Origin of the sequence: Streptomyces sp. NPDC059828 (genome assembly GCF_042731955.1) — a bacterium.
Classification (GTDB): domain Bacteria; phylum Actinomycetota; class Actinomycetes; order Streptomycetales; family Streptomycetaceae; genus Streptomyces.
Genome location: NZ_JBHWIW010000036.1, coordinates 1 through 14,943 on the forward strand (window position 1 = coordinate 1; position 14,943 = coordinate 14,943).

15 protein-coding genes and 1 rRNA gene are annotated in these 14,943 nt (G+C 69.8%); 6 read left to right on the forward strand and 10 right to left on the reverse strand.

Annotated elements, in window-relative coordinates; genetic code table 11:
• Positions 1-92 (forward strand): 5S ribosomal RNA (gene rrf / locus ACFV6V_RS21260); the annotation flags it as partial.
• 122 nt (positions 93-214) lie between these two features.
• Positions 215-781, forward strand: a complete 567-nt coding sequence (locus tag ACFV6V_RS21265; RefSeq protein ID WP_385567189.1) for a GNAT family N-acetyltransferase — start codon at positions 215-217, stop codon at positions 779-781.
• A gap of 18 nt (positions 782-799) precedes the next feature.
• On the opposite strand, the gene ACFV6V_RS21270 is transcribed toward ACFV6V_RS21265, so the two are convergent.
• From ACFV6V_RS21270 to ACFV6V_RS21310, 9 genes are all read right to left on the reverse strand, one after another.
• Entirely contained in the window at positions 800-2,317 is a 1,518-nt protein-coding gene (locus tag ACFV6V_RS21270; RefSeq protein WP_385567193.1) for a type VI secretion protein, read from the reverse strand.
• Positions 2,318-2,321: 4 nt separating this feature from the next.
• A complete protein-coding gene (locus ACFV6V_RS21275; protein ID WP_385567195.1) occupies positions 2,322-3,746 on the reverse strand; it encodes an ATP-binding protein in 1,425 nt (474 codons plus the stop codon).
• Between the two features lie 13 nt (positions 3,747-3,759).
• Complete coding sequence (locus tag ACFV6V_RS21280) at positions 3,760-5,313, reverse strand: SCO6880 family protein (RefSeq protein ID WP_385567197.1); 1,554 nt, start codon at positions 5,311-5,313, stop codon at positions 3,760-3,762.
• Positions 5,310-6,704, reverse strand: a complete 1,395-nt coding sequence (locus ACFV6V_RS21285; protein ID WP_385567200.1) for a hypothetical protein — start codon at positions 6,702-6,704, stop codon at positions 5,310-5,312. The genes ACFV6V_RS21280 and ACFV6V_RS21285 overlap by 4 nt, the downstream gene beginning before the upstream one ends.
• Positions 6,694-7,530 carry a hypothetical protein gene (locus tag ACFV6V_RS21290; protein WP_385567203.1) on the reverse strand — a complete coding sequence of 279 codons (837 nt, stop codon included), beginning with the start codon at positions 7,528-7,530 and terminating at the stop codon, positions 6,694-6,696. Before ACFV6V_RS21290 ends, ACFV6V_RS21285 begins: the two co-directional genes overlap by 11 nt.
• Entirely contained in the window at positions 7,527-7,706 is a 180-nt protein-coding gene (locus tag ACFV6V_RS21295; RefSeq protein ID WP_385567205.1) for a hypothetical protein, read from the reverse strand. The genes ACFV6V_RS21290 and ACFV6V_RS21295 overlap by 4 nt, the downstream gene beginning before the upstream one ends.
• A 93-nt stretch (positions 7,707-7,799) precedes the next feature.
• Positions 7,800-8,108 (reverse strand): hypothetical protein, encoded by a 309-nt coding sequence (locus ACFV6V_RS21300; protein WP_338671865.1) that lies wholly within the window; start codon positions 8,106-8,108, stop codon positions 7,800-7,802.
• Positions 8,109-8,461: 353 nt separating this feature from the next.
• Positions 8,462-8,596: a hypothetical protein gene (locus tag ACFV6V_RS21305; protein ID WP_361283284.1), complete on the reverse strand. Its 135-nt coding sequence runs from the start codon at positions 8,594-8,596 to the stop codon at positions 8,462-8,464.
• Between the two features lie 249 nt (positions 8,597-8,845).
• Positions 8,846-9,637, reverse strand: a complete 792-nt coding sequence (locus tag ACFV6V_RS21310; protein ID WP_385567208.1) for a thioesterase family protein — start codon at positions 9,635-9,637, stop codon at positions 8,846-8,848.
• A gap of 148 nt (positions 9,638-9,785) precedes the next feature.
• Here ACFV6V_RS21310 and ACFV6V_RS21315 point away from each other — a divergent pair, with 148 nt between their 5' ends.
• The 3 genes from ACFV6V_RS21315 to ACFV6V_RS21325 all read left to right on the forward strand — a co-directional run bounded on the left by ACFV6V_RS21315 (position 9,786) and on the right by ACFV6V_RS21325 (position 13,716).
• Positions 9,786-11,543, forward strand: coding sequence for a serine/threonine-protein kinase (locus ACFV6V_RS21315; RefSeq protein WP_385567211.1), 1,758 nt, complete (start codon positions 9,786-9,788; stop codon positions 11,541-11,543).
• A gap of 271 nt (positions 11,544-11,814) precedes the next feature.
• Positions 11,815-12,813 (forward strand): NlpC/P60 family protein, encoded by a 999-nt coding sequence (locus tag ACFV6V_RS21320; RefSeq protein ID WP_385567365.1) that lies wholly within the window; start codon positions 11,815-11,817, stop codon positions 12,811-12,813.
• A 198-nt stretch (positions 12,814-13,011) separates the two neighbouring features.
• Complete coding sequence (locus ACFV6V_RS21325; RefSeq protein ID WP_385567214.1) at positions 13,012-13,716, forward strand: phosphatase PAP2 family protein; 705 nt, start codon at positions 13,012-13,014, stop codon at positions 13,714-13,716.
• 71 nt (positions 13,717-13,787) lie between these two features.
• Here the strand turns inward: ACFV6V_RS21325 and ACFV6V_RS21330 are convergent, their stop codons facing one another.
• Positions 13,788-13,949, reverse strand: coding sequence for a hypothetical protein (locus ACFV6V_RS21330; RefSeq protein ID WP_385567216.1), 162 nt, complete (start codon positions 13,947-13,949; stop codon positions 13,788-13,790).
• A gap of 82 nt (positions 13,950-14,031) precedes the next feature.
• Between ACFV6V_RS21330 and ACFV6V_RS21335 the strand changes: the two genes are divergently transcribed.
• Positions 14,032-14,868: a hypothetical protein gene (locus ACFV6V_RS21335; RefSeq protein WP_385567218.1), complete on the forward strand. Its 837-nt coding sequence runs from the start codon at positions 14,032-14,034 to the stop codon at positions 14,866-14,868.
• Positions 14,869-14,943 lie beyond the last annotated feature (75 nt).

The window sequence follows — 14,943 nt, forward strand, 5'->3', positions numbered from 1 at the left end:
CGCCCGGTTACATTTCGAACCCGGAAGCTAAGCCTTTCAGCGCCGATGGTACTGCAGGGGGGACCCTGTGGGAGAGTAGGACACCGCCGAACAATTTTTAGCCTCAACCCCCAGGCTTTGCCTGGGGGTTGAGGCATTTCTGCGTTCTGGACCGGCCGGGCGCCAGGTGTCGAAATGCTTTGACCCTCGGATCGCGCTCGGTGAGGATCAGCGTATGGAGCACAAGATTCGAGCCATCCGCGCTGATGAGTGGGAGAAGGTCCGGGACCTCCGGCTGGCCGCGCTGCAGGACCCGGCCGCTCCGTTGGCCTTCCTGGAGACGTACGAGCAGGCAATGGACCGGTCCGATGACTTCTGGCGCGAGCGGGCGAGCAACGGTGCCGAAGGCGTGTGGGTGAAGCAGTTCATCGCCGAGACGGCCGACGGGTGCTGGGACGGCACGGTGACCGTGCTTGTGGAGCGGCCACAGGACGAGGCCCGGTTCGGGGAGCCGGCGACTGTCGAGCAGACACACCTTGTCGCGGTGTTCGTCAGGCCGGAGGTGCGGGGCACCGGGCTGGCCGACGAGCTGTTCCGGACGGCCGTCTCCTGGTCCTGGAGCCTGGAGGACCCGCGGGTCGAACGCGTGCGGCTATATGTGCACGAGGACAACAACCGGGCCAAGGCCTTCTACCGGCGGATCGGGTTCGTGCCCAGTGGGGCGAAGTCGCCGGTGCCTGGGGACACCTCCGCGATGGAGGTGGAGTACGAGCTGCCCCGCGGGGCCGAGCTCAGCATCTGACGCTTCCTCGCGATGAGCTCAGCGGGTCGGGATGTCCTGACCCGGCCAGCGGGCCCGGCCCTGTTCGCGGGAGCGGAGCAGGGCGAGGGTCGGCATGCCGTGGTCGGCGCCGGAGGCCAGGAGTTCGGGCAGCAGGGGGAGTGGCGCCACGGCGGCGACATCGTCGAGAACAAGAGTGAGTGGTGGGTCGAGCCGACCGTCGGATGACCGTGCGGCCATGCGGCGGCCGTGCTCGACCACGCTCGAGGTGACGGCGGTCAGCAGAGGCATTGCTCCGGGGCGGGTGCGGGGATCCTCAAGGGGTTCACCCACCACATAGAGACTGCCCCCCTCGACCACAAATGATTCCAGTGCGAGCGAATCTGCTCGATTTGTTGCGCAGGCTTCTCTGATATGGATCGATGCCATGCATGCCAGGGCATGTGCCGTCAGTTCCTGGGCCGTCTCCCGGCGTTCGGGGTGGGCGGTGAGCGCGGACTCCAGCAGGCCGGCGAGTCCGGATGCGGCCTTGGGGTGCGTACGGAGGATGCGTACGGGCTCATGGGCGTTGTTCCCCTGTGCCCAGCGGTGGACCTGCTTGAACGCCCGGCCGTCCACTGCCGCGGCGTGCAGCCAGCAGCGCAGGAGCGTTTCCGCCGTCTCGGCGACCGCCGTGTCGATACGGGCGCGGGGCCGTACGGGAGCGAGCAGGGCCACTGCCCGTGTGGCGGAGGTGTCGGGGTCCTCGCAGCCGGTGGTGGGGGACCAGTGGAGACGCCCCGGAGTGTCGCAGAGGTGGCCCGGGTCGTAGACGAGGACGGAACCGAGCTTGGCACGGGCGTCCTTGGTCTCGGACCATACTGCCGGGTCCGAAGTGACGACGAGCACCGGACCTTGCGCCTCGAGGATGGCCTGGACGGCGGATGGCCGGCGGGCGGCCGGGTCCCCGTAGACGATACGTGGGGCGGTACGCGGCTCAGGGATGTCGCGCGGGACGGGGACGGTCTGCTCCAGCGGGTGCTGCTCGGCCTCAGCGATCGGGGCCGGATACGGGATCGGGTCCTGAGCCGGGTGCGGGATCGAGGCCGGAGCCAGTGGCTCCGCCACCGGAACCGTGGGCGGAAAGGTTGCCGAGAGCGGGCCGGTCTTCATGCGCCTCGCCGCTCGTACCGCACGCAGGCGGGCCAGAGTGCCCAGCACGAAGACGGCGAGTACCACCAGCACCATCAACTCGCCGATGAGCAGGCCCCAGAACAGCCCGTATCCGGAGAGCTGGCCCACCGGGGTGTCCTGCCAGGCACCCGCCAGGTCGTGCGGCTCCGAGAGCAGCTCGCGTATGGCCACGGGGCTTTTTGTGAACGTCACTCCGTCCGGCCATGCGCCGTGGGCGAGGACCCCGGCGAGGCCGGTGGCAGTCCAGACCAGCAGGGTCAGCCCGAGGAGGAACGCCAGCAGACCGACCAGCAGCCCGTCGGGGATACCCCGCTCCCCGTGTGCGGAGCGGCGCTCGTCGTGTCTCGGCGTCCCGGGCTCGTGTCTCGGCAGCTCGCGCGGCATCGTGTCAGGCCACCGTCGACTCGGAGGACTCGGGCACCTCGTTGATGCGTTGCTGCTCGATGAGGGTCGCGCGCTGTTCCGCCTCCCACTCGGCGGCTCGTACGTCCTCCGGCAGCTCGAGGGAGGCGGAGGACTCCGTCATGGCCCGGTCCGTGTAGACCAGGGGTCGCTCCGCTTCCGTGACCAGGTGTTTGACCACCTGGACATTGCCGTTGACGTCCCACACCGCGATACCCGGGGTGAGCGTGGGGATGATCTCCACGGCCCAGCGGGGCAGTCCGAGCACCCGGCCCGTGGCCCGTGCCTCGTCGGCCTTCTGGGCGTAGATGGTTCTGGTGGAGGCCATCTTCAGGATCGCGGCGGCCTCCCGTGCCGCGGCTCCGTCCACCACATCGCTGAGGTGGTGGACGACGGCGACGAAGGAGAGGCCGAGTCGGCGGCCGAACTTGAGCAGCCGCTGGAAGAGCTGTGCCACGAAGGGGCTGTTGATGATGTGCCAGGCCTCTTCGACCAGGAAGATCCGCTTCTTGCGGTCGGGCCGGATCCACGTGTGCTCGAGCCATACGCCCACGATCGCCATCAGGATCGGCATGGCGATGGAGTTCCGGTCGATGTGCGAGAGGTCGAAGACGATCAGCGGCGCGTCGAGGTCGATACCGACCGTGGTCGGTCCGTCGAACATGCCCCGCAGGTCACCGTCGACAAGCCGGTCCAGGACGAGGGCCACGTCCAGCCCCCAGGCCCGTACGTCGTCCAGGGCGACGTTCATCGCTGCCGCCGATTCCGGTTCGGGGTGGCGCAGTTGTTCGACGATGTCGGTAAGGACGGGCTGCCGGTGGGTGATGGTCCCGTTGACGTAGGCGTGGGCGACCTTGAGCGCGAAGCCGGACCGTTCGTCCAGGCCGTGGCCCATCGCGACCTCGATGATCGTGCGGAGCAGTGCGAGCTGGCCGGTCGTGGTGATGGAGGGGTCGAGCGGGTTGAGGCGGATACCGCTGTCGAGGGCGGCCATGGGGTCGAGCCGGATGGGCGTGATGCCCAGTTGCTCGGCGATGAGGTTCCACTCGCCGACGCCGTCCTCGCCCTGGGCGTCGAGCACGACCACCTGGCGGTCGCGGAACCGCAGCTGGCGCAGCACGTAGGTCTTCTCGAGGGCCGACTTGCCGTTTCCGGACTCGCCGAGCACCAGCCAGTGGGGCGCCGGCAGCTGCTGTCCGTAGAGCTGGAACGGGTCGTAGATGTAGCCCTTGCCGCTGTAGACCTCCCGGCCGATGATCACACCCGAGTCGCCGAGTCCCGGTGCGGCCGTCGGCAGATAGACGGCCTGGGCCTGGCCGGTCGAGGTGCGTACGGGCAGCCGGGTGGTCTCGACCTTGCCGAAGAGGAAGGCGGTGAAGGATTCGGTCAGGGCGGTGAGCGGATCTCGCATCGGTTCAGGGCCCCTATCGGCGGATACCGGTCGCGAACGGCAGCGTGTTCACAAAGGCCCGGTGGTGTTCGCGGTCGCACCACTCCAGCTTGAGATACGACTTGCCCGCCGAGGCTCTGATCGTGCGCTTGTCCCGGGCCAGCGCCTCGGGAGTGCGGGACGACACAGTGATGTACCCGACGAGATTGACCCCTGCCGCGCCGCTGGCGAGATCTTCACCCCGCTGGTCGAGCCTGCTGTGGGCGGCGATGTCGCGGGGGTCGACGGTGCGGTTCATCTTGGCGGCGCGGCTGGCCTCCGCCTCGTCGTTGGTCTTCTCGGTCAGCATCCGTTCGATGGCGACCTCGGTGGGCTCCAGGTCCATGCAGACCGCGACGGTGCGGATCACGTCGGGGGTGTGGACGAGGAGGGGGGCGAGGAAGTTGACGCCGACGGGGGTCATCGGCCACTCCTTCACCCAGGCGGTGGCGTGGCACCAGGGGGCGCGGGTGGACGACTCGCGGGTCTTGGCCTGGAGGTAGGTGGGCTCGACCGCGTCGAGTTCGGCGGGCCAGGTGTTGCGCTTGGTCATCGCCTGGATGTGGTCGATGGGGTGGTCCGGGTCGTACATGGAGTGGACGAGGGAGGCGAGGCGGGCCTGGCCGAGTGGCTGGCGTACGCGGATGTCGGCTTCGGCGAGGCGGGCGCAGATGTCGGTGAGCTCGCGGGCCATGACGACGGCGAGGCCGGTGTCCCTGTCGAGCTTCTTGGCGCCGGAGGCCTGGCGGGCGGCACGGGCCATGGTGTGGGCTTCGGCGGCCAGCTCGCGGGTGTAGTGCATGCACGCGATGAGGTAGGCGCGGTGCTGCTCGCTGGAGGTGGACACCATGGACTGGAGCTGGTCGTAGGAGTCGCGGAGCCAGCCGGGGGCGGAGGGGTCGCCGCGCTGGGCGACGTCCTTGGCGTGGGCGTCGGGATCGGCGGGCAGGGTGCGGGCGAGCATCTGAAGGCGGGTCACGAAGCCGTCGCCGTTGGCCACATGCTTCAGCAGGGTGCCGAAGCGGTCCACCAGGGCTTCCTGGTCCTCGCTGTCGCGGAGCCCGACGCCGGGGCCCTCGATCTCGATGGCGGCGGTGACGGTGCGGCGGTCGGCGTGCAGGAGCACGGCGATCTCGTCCGGGCCGAAGGGCGCGGCGAGCCAGTTGATCCTGCCGATTCCGGGCGGGAGGCCGATCTCGATCTCCCGGCCGTCGATGCGGGTACCCGCCTCCATGGCGGTGGAACGGTAGACGGTGCCTTGGCGCAGGGTGCGCTTGTAGCTGCGGTTGATCTCGAACCAGCGGTAGAAGGTGCGCTGCTTGTACGGGACGTACACGGCCGCCAGCGCGAGCATCGGGAAGCCGGTGAGCAGCACGATCCGCAGGGACAGGACGGGGACCAGCAGTCCGCTCATCATGCCGAGGAACGCGCCGACGATGATCAGGGCGATCTCGCCGGTCTCGCGGTTCTTGCCGACGATCGCGTTCGGCCGCGCCCGGCCGATGAGATACGTGCGGCGGGGCGCGATGGGCTGCGACTGCGTCGTCAACGCCCTCCACCTCCTGTGTTTCCTGTGCTGGTGCCTGAGCCGGTGCTCTTGCGGTGGCTGTGCGGGGTGCCGCCGGTGCCGCCGCCTCCGCTACGGGGTGCGGGCGCGGCGGGTGCGGCCGGGCCGCCGCCCCCGGTACCCCGTGCGCTGTGGGCGGCCACCCCACCGGCGACGGGGCTGGCGGGGCGCGGGGTGTTTCCGGACGACTCGCCCTGCTGGGCGCCGCGGCTGCTGTGGGTCTTGATGCCCTGGGACACGAGGGCGGCGGGGGAGCTGATGACGGCGGCGGCCTTGTTCTCCGCGCCGTTCTGGATGCGGTTGTTGCGGGAGGCGGCGATCTCGTCGCCGAAGCCCGGCACGAAGCGGTAGATCATCGCGGAGGAGAAGATCGCGAGCAGGATGATCGCGAGGCCCGTGACGACGGCGGAGAAGGCGTTCGGCCCGTTGTCCCCGGACAGGGCTCCGGCCAGCCCGAGCACGATGATGACGACCGGTTTGACGAGGATCACCGCGATCATGATCCCGGCCCAGCGGCGTACGTGGCCCCAGAGGTTCTTGTCGACGAGCCCGGAGTAGACGACGACGCCGAGCAGCGCGCCGACGTAGAGCAGCACGGCACGGATGAACAGCTCGAGGTAGAGCACACCCGCGGCGAGCACGGTCACGAGCGACACGATGATCAGCATGATCGGGCCGCCGCCGATGGAGTCGCCCTTCTGCAGCGCCTGCTTGAAGCTCCCGAAGAAGACGTCGGTCTGGCCGCCGGTGCCGGATGCGATCACCTCGGTGATGGCGTCGGTGGCCGAGACGAGTGTGTAGAGGATCAGCGGGGTGAACGCGGAGGCGAGGACGGTGAGCCAGAGGAACCCGATGGCCTCGGACATGGCGGTCATGAGCGGGACACCGCGGATGGCGCGTTTGGCGACGGCCAGCAGCCAGAGGAGGAGGGTGAGGAAGGTGGAGGCGGCGAAGACGATGGCGTACTGGGCGAGGAAGGTGCCGTTGGTGAAGTCCACTTCCGCGGTGGATTTCACGGCCTTCGAGAGGGCGTCGATGATGGATACGGCGGCTTCGGCGCAGCCGCGGGCGAGGGAGGCGAGGGGGTCGAGGGCGGTGGTGGGGTCGGGCGCCACCGAACTTCCGGACCCGCCCGACTGGCCCTGTTCGCAGTAGCGCTTGGCGTGGCCGCGCAGATAGCGGCAGGCTTCGGCGCCGGTTTCGGAGGGGCTGGGCGCGGGGCTGGGAGCCGCCGCGGCCCGGGTGGCGAGAATGACGGCGGTGGCCTGGATTCCCGCGAGAAACGCGAGCACCCGCGCGGCGAGGGCTCGGGTCGTGCGGGGACGGGAGAAAGGATGACGGGGCTGCCGGGGACGACGGGGATTACCGTGCATAGGTGAAGCCTCCGAACTCCTGAACCGCCTTGCTGATCTCTTCGGAGCCGGATGCGGTGAGGTCACCGGGGACCGGGGTCGGGCCGTCCTTCTCGGAGTCGTCGGCGACCTTCCAGTCGCCACTTGTCCACTGGAGCTGGAAGGTCCATGTCTTCCAGGTGGTGCGGACGGGATCCTTCGAGCCTTCGCCCGCCATGCCGACGAGGCCGGTGCACCAGACGGAGACGGTGGCCTTGCTGCGGGTGAAGGCGTCGACCTTCGTGCCCACGGGGATGGTCCGGGAGACAAAGGTGCTGCCCTCGAGGGCGCTGCCGTCCGCGTCGAGGCCGAGCTTGGCGAGGAATTCGGCGGAGTACGCGTCGTCTTGGGGAGCCTTGAGACTGGCCGCCGCCTGCGGGGTGTAGATGGCGTCCACGATGCGGTGCCGGTTCTCGCGCTGGAACATCTCGGCTGAGCCGAGCGCGACGGCGAAGTTGGACGCCGCGCTCTGTGCTCCCTGTTCGTTGTGTGCGTAGCCCTTGGGGATCTCGCCGTTCTTCCCCGTCACGGGCTGCACCCCGGTGGCCGCTGTCGGGGCGGCGGCGCGGGCCTGCTGGGCGGTGTCCGGGGCGGTGTCGGAGCTGTTGCCGCGGTTGGCGAAGGCGATGGCGGCGATCAGGAGGACGACCACACCGGCCGCGGTGACCAGGGAGCGGGAGTTCCGCATGGGGCGGCGGGCGCCCCCGTAGACGTCGGTGACCGTGATGGCCCCGGGCAGTCGTGTGCGGGTCTGGCCGGTGCCGCCCACGTCCGTGTCGAACTCGTCTTGCCCGTCGTCGAAGTTCATGCCGCGTACGCCCCCTCAGCCGTCTGCGGTGCCGTGCCCTCGCTGTTGTCGTACCCGTGCCGGCGGTCCTCGCGCCTGAGGCCCTCGTGCCAGCGGTACCCGCCTTCGTGGCCGGGGCCGTAGTACGAAGGTAGCCGTGCTGGTGTCCGCGCGGGCGCGGTGTGATGACTCGACATCAGGGGGACGCAACCTCTGCCGGTGGGTGCGACGGGCGGATGGTGGAGGGGGTGGTGCAGGGGCGGGGGCGCAGGGGATGAGGTGAGGGGAGGTCAGACGGCCATTCCGTACACGATGGTGAAGAGGGTCCCCAGGGATCCGATGATGAAGACACCTGTGAGTCCGGCCACGATCAGGCCCTTGCCCTGCTCCGCGCTGAAGGTGTCGCGCAGAGCCGTCGCGCCGATGCGCTGTTTGGCCGCGCCCCAGACCGCGATGCCCAGGCAGAGCAGGATGGCGACCGCCATCACGACCTCGATCATCACGCGAGCTTCGTTCCCGAGGGTTCCGAATGGGCCCCAGTTCGGGGCGATACCACCGATGATGGTGGTGATGTCACCTTTCTCGGCTGCCAGGATCATGTAACTCACCGCCCCTGTCGGGTAGTTCGACGCCCGTGCCGCTTGGCATGGGTCACGCTCTATCTTCGCTGATGAAACCGGTATCGTGCGCCGACTTGGTTGGTCTCTTTACCCGATCCCCGCACACGTGACCGAACCGATCGCGCTGACCTGCGGCGGCGCCGGGGCGGTTCAGGTGCGAGCACCCGTATGGTCACTCTGTGTATCACGGAGGGTGACTTCGGGCAATGACTGTCGTTTAGGCACTTAAGGTGGCAAAGTGCTGAGGCGTGGAGCGTTGGGGTGACGGTGCACCCCTGGGGCAGGGCGGGCCGTCGGCGCGTTGCCGGTGCCCGCCCTGCCGGGGCGTCAGCTCAGGCCCTGATGGCCAGCAGTCCGAGCAGGGCCATGGATATGGCGATGAGTGCGATGACGATCAGTGCGGCGATCGTTCCCCCGGAGTCGCCGGCCCGGCGGATCTTCTCCCCCACGTTTCCTGCGTTGCTCATGTGCTCTCCTGTGTTACTGGTCCCACCGTTGGTCGTCGGCGGGGTGGTTCACAGCCTTCCTGGCTGCGTCACACAGGGTAGTGGAGACCGGTCCAGACCACAGGGGCGGGTCCGAGATGGCTGTTACTTCGTCAACTACCAGGCCAAAGCCCGTTTTGAAGGTGCCGGATGTGCGGCTCCTGGGCGATTTGGGGCCTCAGGAGCCGCCGCGCTACGGCTCCGTTCTGCTACGGAGGGTGAGGGGTCGGCTCATCGGGGCGCCACGAAAAGGCTCTGGGCACCGCGGCCGATGGGGCCCTTCTCGTCGTGGAGCCGGGAGTCCGCGAGGCCGATTCCGGCCGGGTCCACGTTCGTTCGGGCCTCGACTGCCACCCATTCGCCCACCGGGTGCCGGTGCAGATGGACCGTCAGATCGGCGTTGACGAAGACATGTCGATTGAAGTCCAGGACGTTGCTGATGCCGTTCCCGGAGTCGGCGGCGACGAGTACGCGGTCCAGGGGGCGGATCTCCTCGCTCGCCAGGAGGGGCAGCCGCATCCGCATCCAGCAGGTGCCGGGCCCTGTTTCACGGAAGGCTCCTTCGGTGAACCGGGTCTCCATGGAGGTGTGGTAGCCGATGTCCCACGGCACTCCGAAGAACGGGGTGTCGGCGGCTTCGCCAGGTGACGGCAGCTGCGGCCCGTCCGCGACCGCAGGGCCGGGCTCCTCCAGGGTGCGCACCCGCAGCGCCCGGGCCAGCATCACCGGCGCCTCGCCCTCGGGGGCGAGGGCCGCCTCGACGAGCTCCACGCTGCGGCCGGACCGCAGCACGTGCACGGTGACTTCCAGCGGCCGTATCGGCACCGGCTTCACGATCTCGTACGTGATCCGCGCGCTCCGCATGTCGGCCCGCGCACCGGGCCGCTCCTCCAGGGCCCGCCCCAGCAGGGCCGCGGGCGGTCCTGCGTGCTGGGAGTTCGGGTCCCAGGGGCCTCTGGTGTGCTCGGTCGGCCGGAAGCGGTTCTCGGAGATCCGCTCGTAGAACGCCTCGGGTTCCGTCATGACGGGCCGCCTCTCCGCTGCGACTTCGCGACAGGTGCACGGCACACGCTACCTACGGGTAACCTCGAGAGGCCAGGGGCCTCGCGATCTTGATCACAGGCAGGTCAAAGACCAGGCCCCCGCCTGACGGCTGTGTCATGGTCCTCCGGTGGACGCACTCAGACCCCAGGACCCGCCGGTCATCGGTACGCACACCCTGCTTGCCCGGCTCGGCGCCGGCGGGATGGGCCAGGTGTACCTCGGGCGGTCGCCCGGCGGCCGGCTCGTCGCGATCAAGGTGATCAGGGACGAGATCGTCGACCACCCTGAGGCACTGACCCGCTTCCGCCGTGAGGCGGAGACGGTCCGGACCGTGCGCAGCGCGTACACCGCGAACCTGATCGACGCGTCGCTGGAGACCACCCCCTACTGGCTGGCGACCGAGTACGTGTCCGGGCCGACGCTCAGCCGCGCGGTCGCGGAGCGTGGCGCGTTCCCCGCCGACTCCGCGCGGCGCCTGCTCGCTGCGCTCGCCGAGGCGCTGGCCAGCGTGCACGCCTCCCGTGTGACGCACCGGGACCTCAAGCCGCAGAACGTGATTCTCTCCCCGCAGGGGCCACAGCTCATCGATTTCGGCATCGCGAAGGGCTCGATGGACGCGGCGCTCACCGCCACCGGCGTCGCGCCCGGCACGCCCGGATTCACGGCACCCGAGGTCCTCATGCGCAATGAGGTCGGTGCGGCGGCCGACGTGTTCGCGCTCGGTGCGACGATCGCCTACGCGGCGACCGGACGGCCGCCCTTCGGACACGGCGAGATGGCGACCGTGAGCTATCGAGCCGTCCACGGGGACATCGACGTCGACGGGGTCGAACCCGCGCTGGCGGGGCTGATCCGGGCGTGTGTGGCGAAGGACCCGGCCCAGCGGCCCGGCGCAGCCGAGGTGATCGAGCGCTGCGCCGTGGACAAGGCGCTGGTGGAGGACGATTTCTACGCCCCGCTCGCGGGCCTGGCCCAGCCGGCGCTCCCGGCGTCGCCGCAGCGCGCGATGCCGGGGGCCGCCCCCGCCGCCGTTGCGCCGCAGGGCGTCCACGAACTGCCGACGGCCGTGCCCGGATACGTGCCCACGTACATGCCCACGCAGGCCCCCGACTCCGCGAAGGCCCCCGACTCCGCGAAGGCCCCCGACCCCGCGAAGGCCCGTCGGCGCGGTCTTCGCCCGGCGCTGGTCACCGGAGCGGCGCTGCTCGTCGCCGCCGGTGCGGTGGGTGGCTATCTGGCGCTGCGTGACCAGGGCGGAGGGCCCTCGTCCCAGGCGGGGTCCGGCCGGACGCCTTCGCCGCAGCAGAGCTCGGGTGACAAGCCGAGCGGGACACCCGCGTCCGCCGCCCCCGGCGCGACGGGAACGGCCCCCGACCGGATCGAGCCGAAGGAGCCGTCCCGTGACTTCTGGACCTCGGACGGGAACACGGGCGAAGGCTTCTGCAATCTGCCCGTCCAGGAGCGCTCGCTGTTCCTGCTGAGCGGTGCCAAGCCGGTCGGCGGCGGCAAGGCCGAGGTGAGCGTCTTCCTCAAGCAGCATCACACGGAGCAGCTGCCGTACTACGTGTCGGTCGCCGTGAAGCCGCCGCATGAGATCGACCCCGAAGCCGGGGAGCCCTACAAGGACCTCATGGCGGCGAACCTGAGCATCGGCTACACCAGCAAGCCCGTCGATCTGGGGTCCATGGCCAAGGCCGGTGAGGAGCTGACCCTCACCTACCCGGACGACTTCGCCTCGCACATCACCGACCGCACGGGCACCCGCCAGACCGACCCGGCCATCCCCCTGGCCAAGGATCCGGGGGACTGGACGGTGCAGGTGCTGCACGTCCGGGGGGTCAAGGATTATGCGAGCGTGGCGTGCACGGGCTTTGCCGTGAAGTAGTCGGCCACGGCACCTAGGCCGTGCTGCAAACTCCCGCCTGGCTCGCGGCGTCTGGCACGCACACGCGCTGCGTTGTCGAATCGTCCGAGTACGCCCGGTACGAGGACGACCTTCCGCCTTGCGGTTGCGCGCACCGGACGCCGCGAGCCCCGCCCTTAGGGCGGACGGCGCCAGTTCTCCAACGCGGCCTAGAGGTATTGGGTCAGTGGCCTTCGAATGGGGTGTCAGGAGCCGTTCGATAAGGCACTGTTGAAGCGTGCGCAAAGTATGGATGGCCACCGGTGTCGGCGTCGGACTGTGTCTGAGCTTCGTCGCGCTGCTCGTCGTCGGGACGTACTCGGCGGCGGCCGGGCTGCTGGGGGCGCAGGGGAGCGGGCAGCCGGTTGCGCTGGTCAAGGGGGCCGTTCCGGCTCTGTACCACTCCATGGTGCAGAAGTGGGGGACGCTCTGCCCCGCGATCAATCCCGCCCTGCTGGCGGCGCAGTTGTACCAGGAGAGCGGCTGGAACCCGAAGGCGGTGAGTCACGCCGACGCCCGGGGCATGGCGCAGTTCATCCCCAGCACCTGGGCGGCGCACGGTGTCGACGGGGACGGGGACGGGGACCGTGACATCTGGGATCCCGACGACGCGATCGCGTCCGCCGCGTCGTACGACTGCGAACTCGCCGGGTACGTCAAGTCCGTGCCGGGTGACCCGACCGCCAACATGCTGGCCGCCTACAACGCGGGGGCCGACCGGGTCATCAAGGCGGGCGGGGTGCCCCGGATCAGGGAGACCCAGAACTACGTCAAGATCATCCGTGCCCTGGAGGCGAGCTTCGCCAAGCCGGTGGGGCGGCTTGAGCCGTCGCGGCAGGCGGCGGGTGCCATCGACTTCGCGCAGGGGAAACTCGGGACCCCGTATCTGTGGGGCGGCAACGGCACTCCGGAACAGGACGGGCGGTTCGACTGTTCGGGGCTGACGCAGGCCGCGTACCGGACCGTGGGGATCGAGCTGCCGCGCGTCGCCAACGACCAGTACAACGCGGGGCCGCATCCGTCACGCGACGAGCTGCTCCCCGGTGATCTGGTGTTCTTCTCGGACGATCTCAACAACTCCCGGGCGATCCGGCACGTCGGCCTCTATGTCGGCGGCGGCTATATGATCAACGCCCCGTTCACCGGGGCTGTGATCCGTTTCGACAAGATCGACACGCCCGATTACTTCGGCGCGACCAGGGTCACCGAGGAAGGGGCCGCGGCGCTTCCGACCGCAGGTCCCGGGCGGTGAAAGCGCTCTGACGGAGCGTCGGGCGATGTCCGAAACCCTGTGTGAAGCCAAGGCCCTGAGCTGCGGCGACGTATCACTCTTCGATAACGTCGCGGTGATCGTTCCGTGGAGATCCGCAGAGAGCGGAACGCACCCGTGGAGCGGGGCGTTTCCCTGGTCGGCGCAGTAGGTCAGGCAACAGGCAAGGGGCCGCGGCAGATGGCTGGACTCGGACGTGAAGGGACGAATTTCGACGTCAGTCTGCTCCATGACATCAACGGGATGGCACGTTCGGCCCCGTCGTGGTTCGACCGCGCCATGGGGTTCACCGGCGAGTACGGGATCATGCTCGTCCTGGTCCTCCTCGTGCTGTGGTGCTGGTGGAGCGCGCGGCGGCTGAGCGATGAGCGGGAAGCCGTGACGGCGCTGGCCGCTCTGGTGTGGGCGCCCTTCGCGGCCGGTGTGGCCGCACTCGTCAACATCCCCATCCGGGACTTCGTGGAACGGCCCCGGCCCTTCCTCGACCATCAGGGGATCGAGGTCCTTCTGCCCGGCGAGACCGGTTTCTCCTTCGTCAGCGGCGACGCCACGATGGCGATGGCACTGGCCGTCGGGCTGTTCATGGCCCACCGGCGCTACGGGCTGGCCGCGATCGGGCTTGCGCTGGTGACCGGGTTCTGCCAGGTCTATCTGGGGGTCCACTATCCGACCGACGTGGTGGGCGGGTTCGCGCTCGGCACGGCCATGACCCTGTTGTTCGCCCCGCTCGCGCTGGCACTGCTGACCCCGCCGCTGACCGCACTCGCCCGGTCCGGGCGGGCCGGGTGGCTCGTGCGGTCGCGGCGTGCCGCGGCGCGCAAGCGGCAGCAGGAACACGAGCAGGAACTGGAGCTGGAGCGGCACGAGACGGGGCTGGCCGCCTGACCGGCGCCCCCGCTTGTCCTGAGTCCGGGTGCGGCTGAGCCCCTCCTGAGCCGTTTCGGCGCCTTCTGCTCCTACGCCGCGGCCCCGGGAGCCGTCTCGTGCTCCTGCGCGTCGGTCCTGGCCCGGTCACGGGAGCGGCGGGCCGGCCCCTTCCAGCCGCAGCTGCACAGGGCCACGCAGAACGAACCCCGTTCGGTCGTACGCGTCAGATGCTCCCCATGCTCCCGGTCCACGGACCCCACCGTACTTGCCGTGACGGCCCCCCGGTGCCCGTCGTTATCCCGGACGGGTGGGTCCAGGAAGGGGATGCCGGCGATGGTGCTGCTGCACAGGCTCAGGGGCGGGGCGTGTGCCGTCGCCGCCGTGGTGGGCGCGGGGGTGGGGATGACCGCGACCACGGGATGTTCCAGCGGGGGAGACGCCGTGGCCGACGCCCGGCCCACCGGTGACCTCACGGCCTCCGTACGCAACGCCGCCGATGTACTGGCCCGTTACGGGACATCGAAGGCCCGCACCTCCATGGAGATGGCCGCGGGTGGCACCCGGGTGACCATTCGCGGCGAGGGTGGCTATGACTTCCGGCGCGCCATGGGCCGCCTGCGGGTCGTCCTGCCGAAGGACCCGGCGGGCAGCGACGAGCACCAGCCGATCACCGAGCTGCTCGCGCCCGGTGCGCTGTACATGAAGGATCGCGGTGCCGGTGTGCCATCCGACAAATGGGTGCGGGTCGACACCAGCACGCTCAAGGACGGCAATCTGGTCACGGGTGGTGCCACCGACCCCGCAGCGGCCGCCGAACTGCTGCGCGGGGTGCGGACCGTGACCTATGTGGACCGGGTCGACCTCGCGGGCGTCAAGGTCACCCACTTCCGCGGCACCACGGACATCGGCGCCGCGGCGAAGGCCGCCTCGCCGGCGGTGCGGGGCGCGCTGGCCGCTGCGGCCAAGGGGTTCACCCAGGACATCGTGCCCTTCGACGCGTATCTCGACGACGCGGGGCGGCTGCGCAAGGTGCGCCATCAGTTCAGCTTCACCAACCAGGGGCGCACGGTCGCCGTCTCCTCGACGACCCTGCTGTACCGGTTCGGGGAGCCGGTGGTCGTGGAGCTTCCGGCGCGCCGGGATCTGTACACCGGGCGGGTCCGCGTATAGGTCGCCGGGAGATGCGCCGACAGAGGGGAACGGCCCGCGTTTCGGGTGGGTCGGTAAATGGTCCGGACGTGCCAT

What these genes read in the sequence shown, in the direction of transcription:
- ACFV6V_RS21265 (WP_385567189.1), top strand. Translation starts at nt 215, where the DNA reads ATGGAGCACAAGATTCGAGCCATCCGCGCTGATGAGTGGGAGAAGGTC.
- ACFV6V_RS21270 (WP_385567193.1), bottom strand. Translation starts at nt 2,317, where the DNA reads ATGCCGCGCGAGCTGCCGAGACACGAGCCCGGGACGCCGAGACACGAC.
- ACFV6V_RS21275 (WP_385567195.1), bottom strand. Translation starts at nt 3,746, where the DNA reads ATGCGAGATCCGCTCACCGCCCTGACCGAATCCTTCACCGCCTTCCTC.
- ACFV6V_RS21285 (WP_385567200.1), bottom strand. Translation starts at nt 6,704, where the DNA reads ATGCACGGTAATCCCCGTCGTCCCCGGCAGCCCCGTCATCCTTTCTCC.
- ACFV6V_RS21290 (WP_385567203.1), bottom strand. Translation starts at nt 7,530, where the DNA reads ATGAACTTCGACGACGGGCAAGACGAGTTCGACACGGACGTGGGCGGC.
- ACFV6V_RS21295 (WP_385567205.1), bottom strand. Translation starts at nt 7,706, where the DNA reads ATGTCGAGTCATCACACCGCGCCCGCGCGGACACCAGCACGGCTACCT.
- ACFV6V_RS21300 (WP_338671865.1), bottom strand. Translation starts at nt 8,108, where the DNA reads ATGATCCTGGCAGCCGAGAAAGGTGACATCACCACCATCATCGGTGGT.
- ACFV6V_RS21305 (WP_361283284.1), bottom strand. Translation starts at nt 8,596, where the DNA reads ATGAGCAACGCAGGAAACGTGGGGGAGAAGATCCGCCGGGCCGGCGAC.
- ACFV6V_RS21310 (WP_385567208.1), bottom strand. Translation starts at nt 9,637, where the DNA reads ATGACGGAACCCGAGGCGTTCTACGAGCGGATCTCCGAGAACCGCTTC.
- ACFV6V_RS21320 (WP_385567365.1), top strand. Translation starts at nt 11,815, where the DNA reads ATGGCCACCGGTGTCGGCGTCGGACTGTGTCTGAGCTTCGTCGCGCTG.
- ACFV6V_RS21325 (WP_385567214.1), top strand. Translation starts at nt 13,012, where the DNA reads ATGGCTGGACTCGGACGTGAAGGGACGAATTTCGACGTCAGTCTGCTC.
- ACFV6V_RS21335 (WP_385567218.1), top strand. Translation starts at nt 14,032, where the DNA reads ATGGTGCTGCTGCACAGGCTCAGGGGCGGGGCGTGTGCCGTCGCCGCC.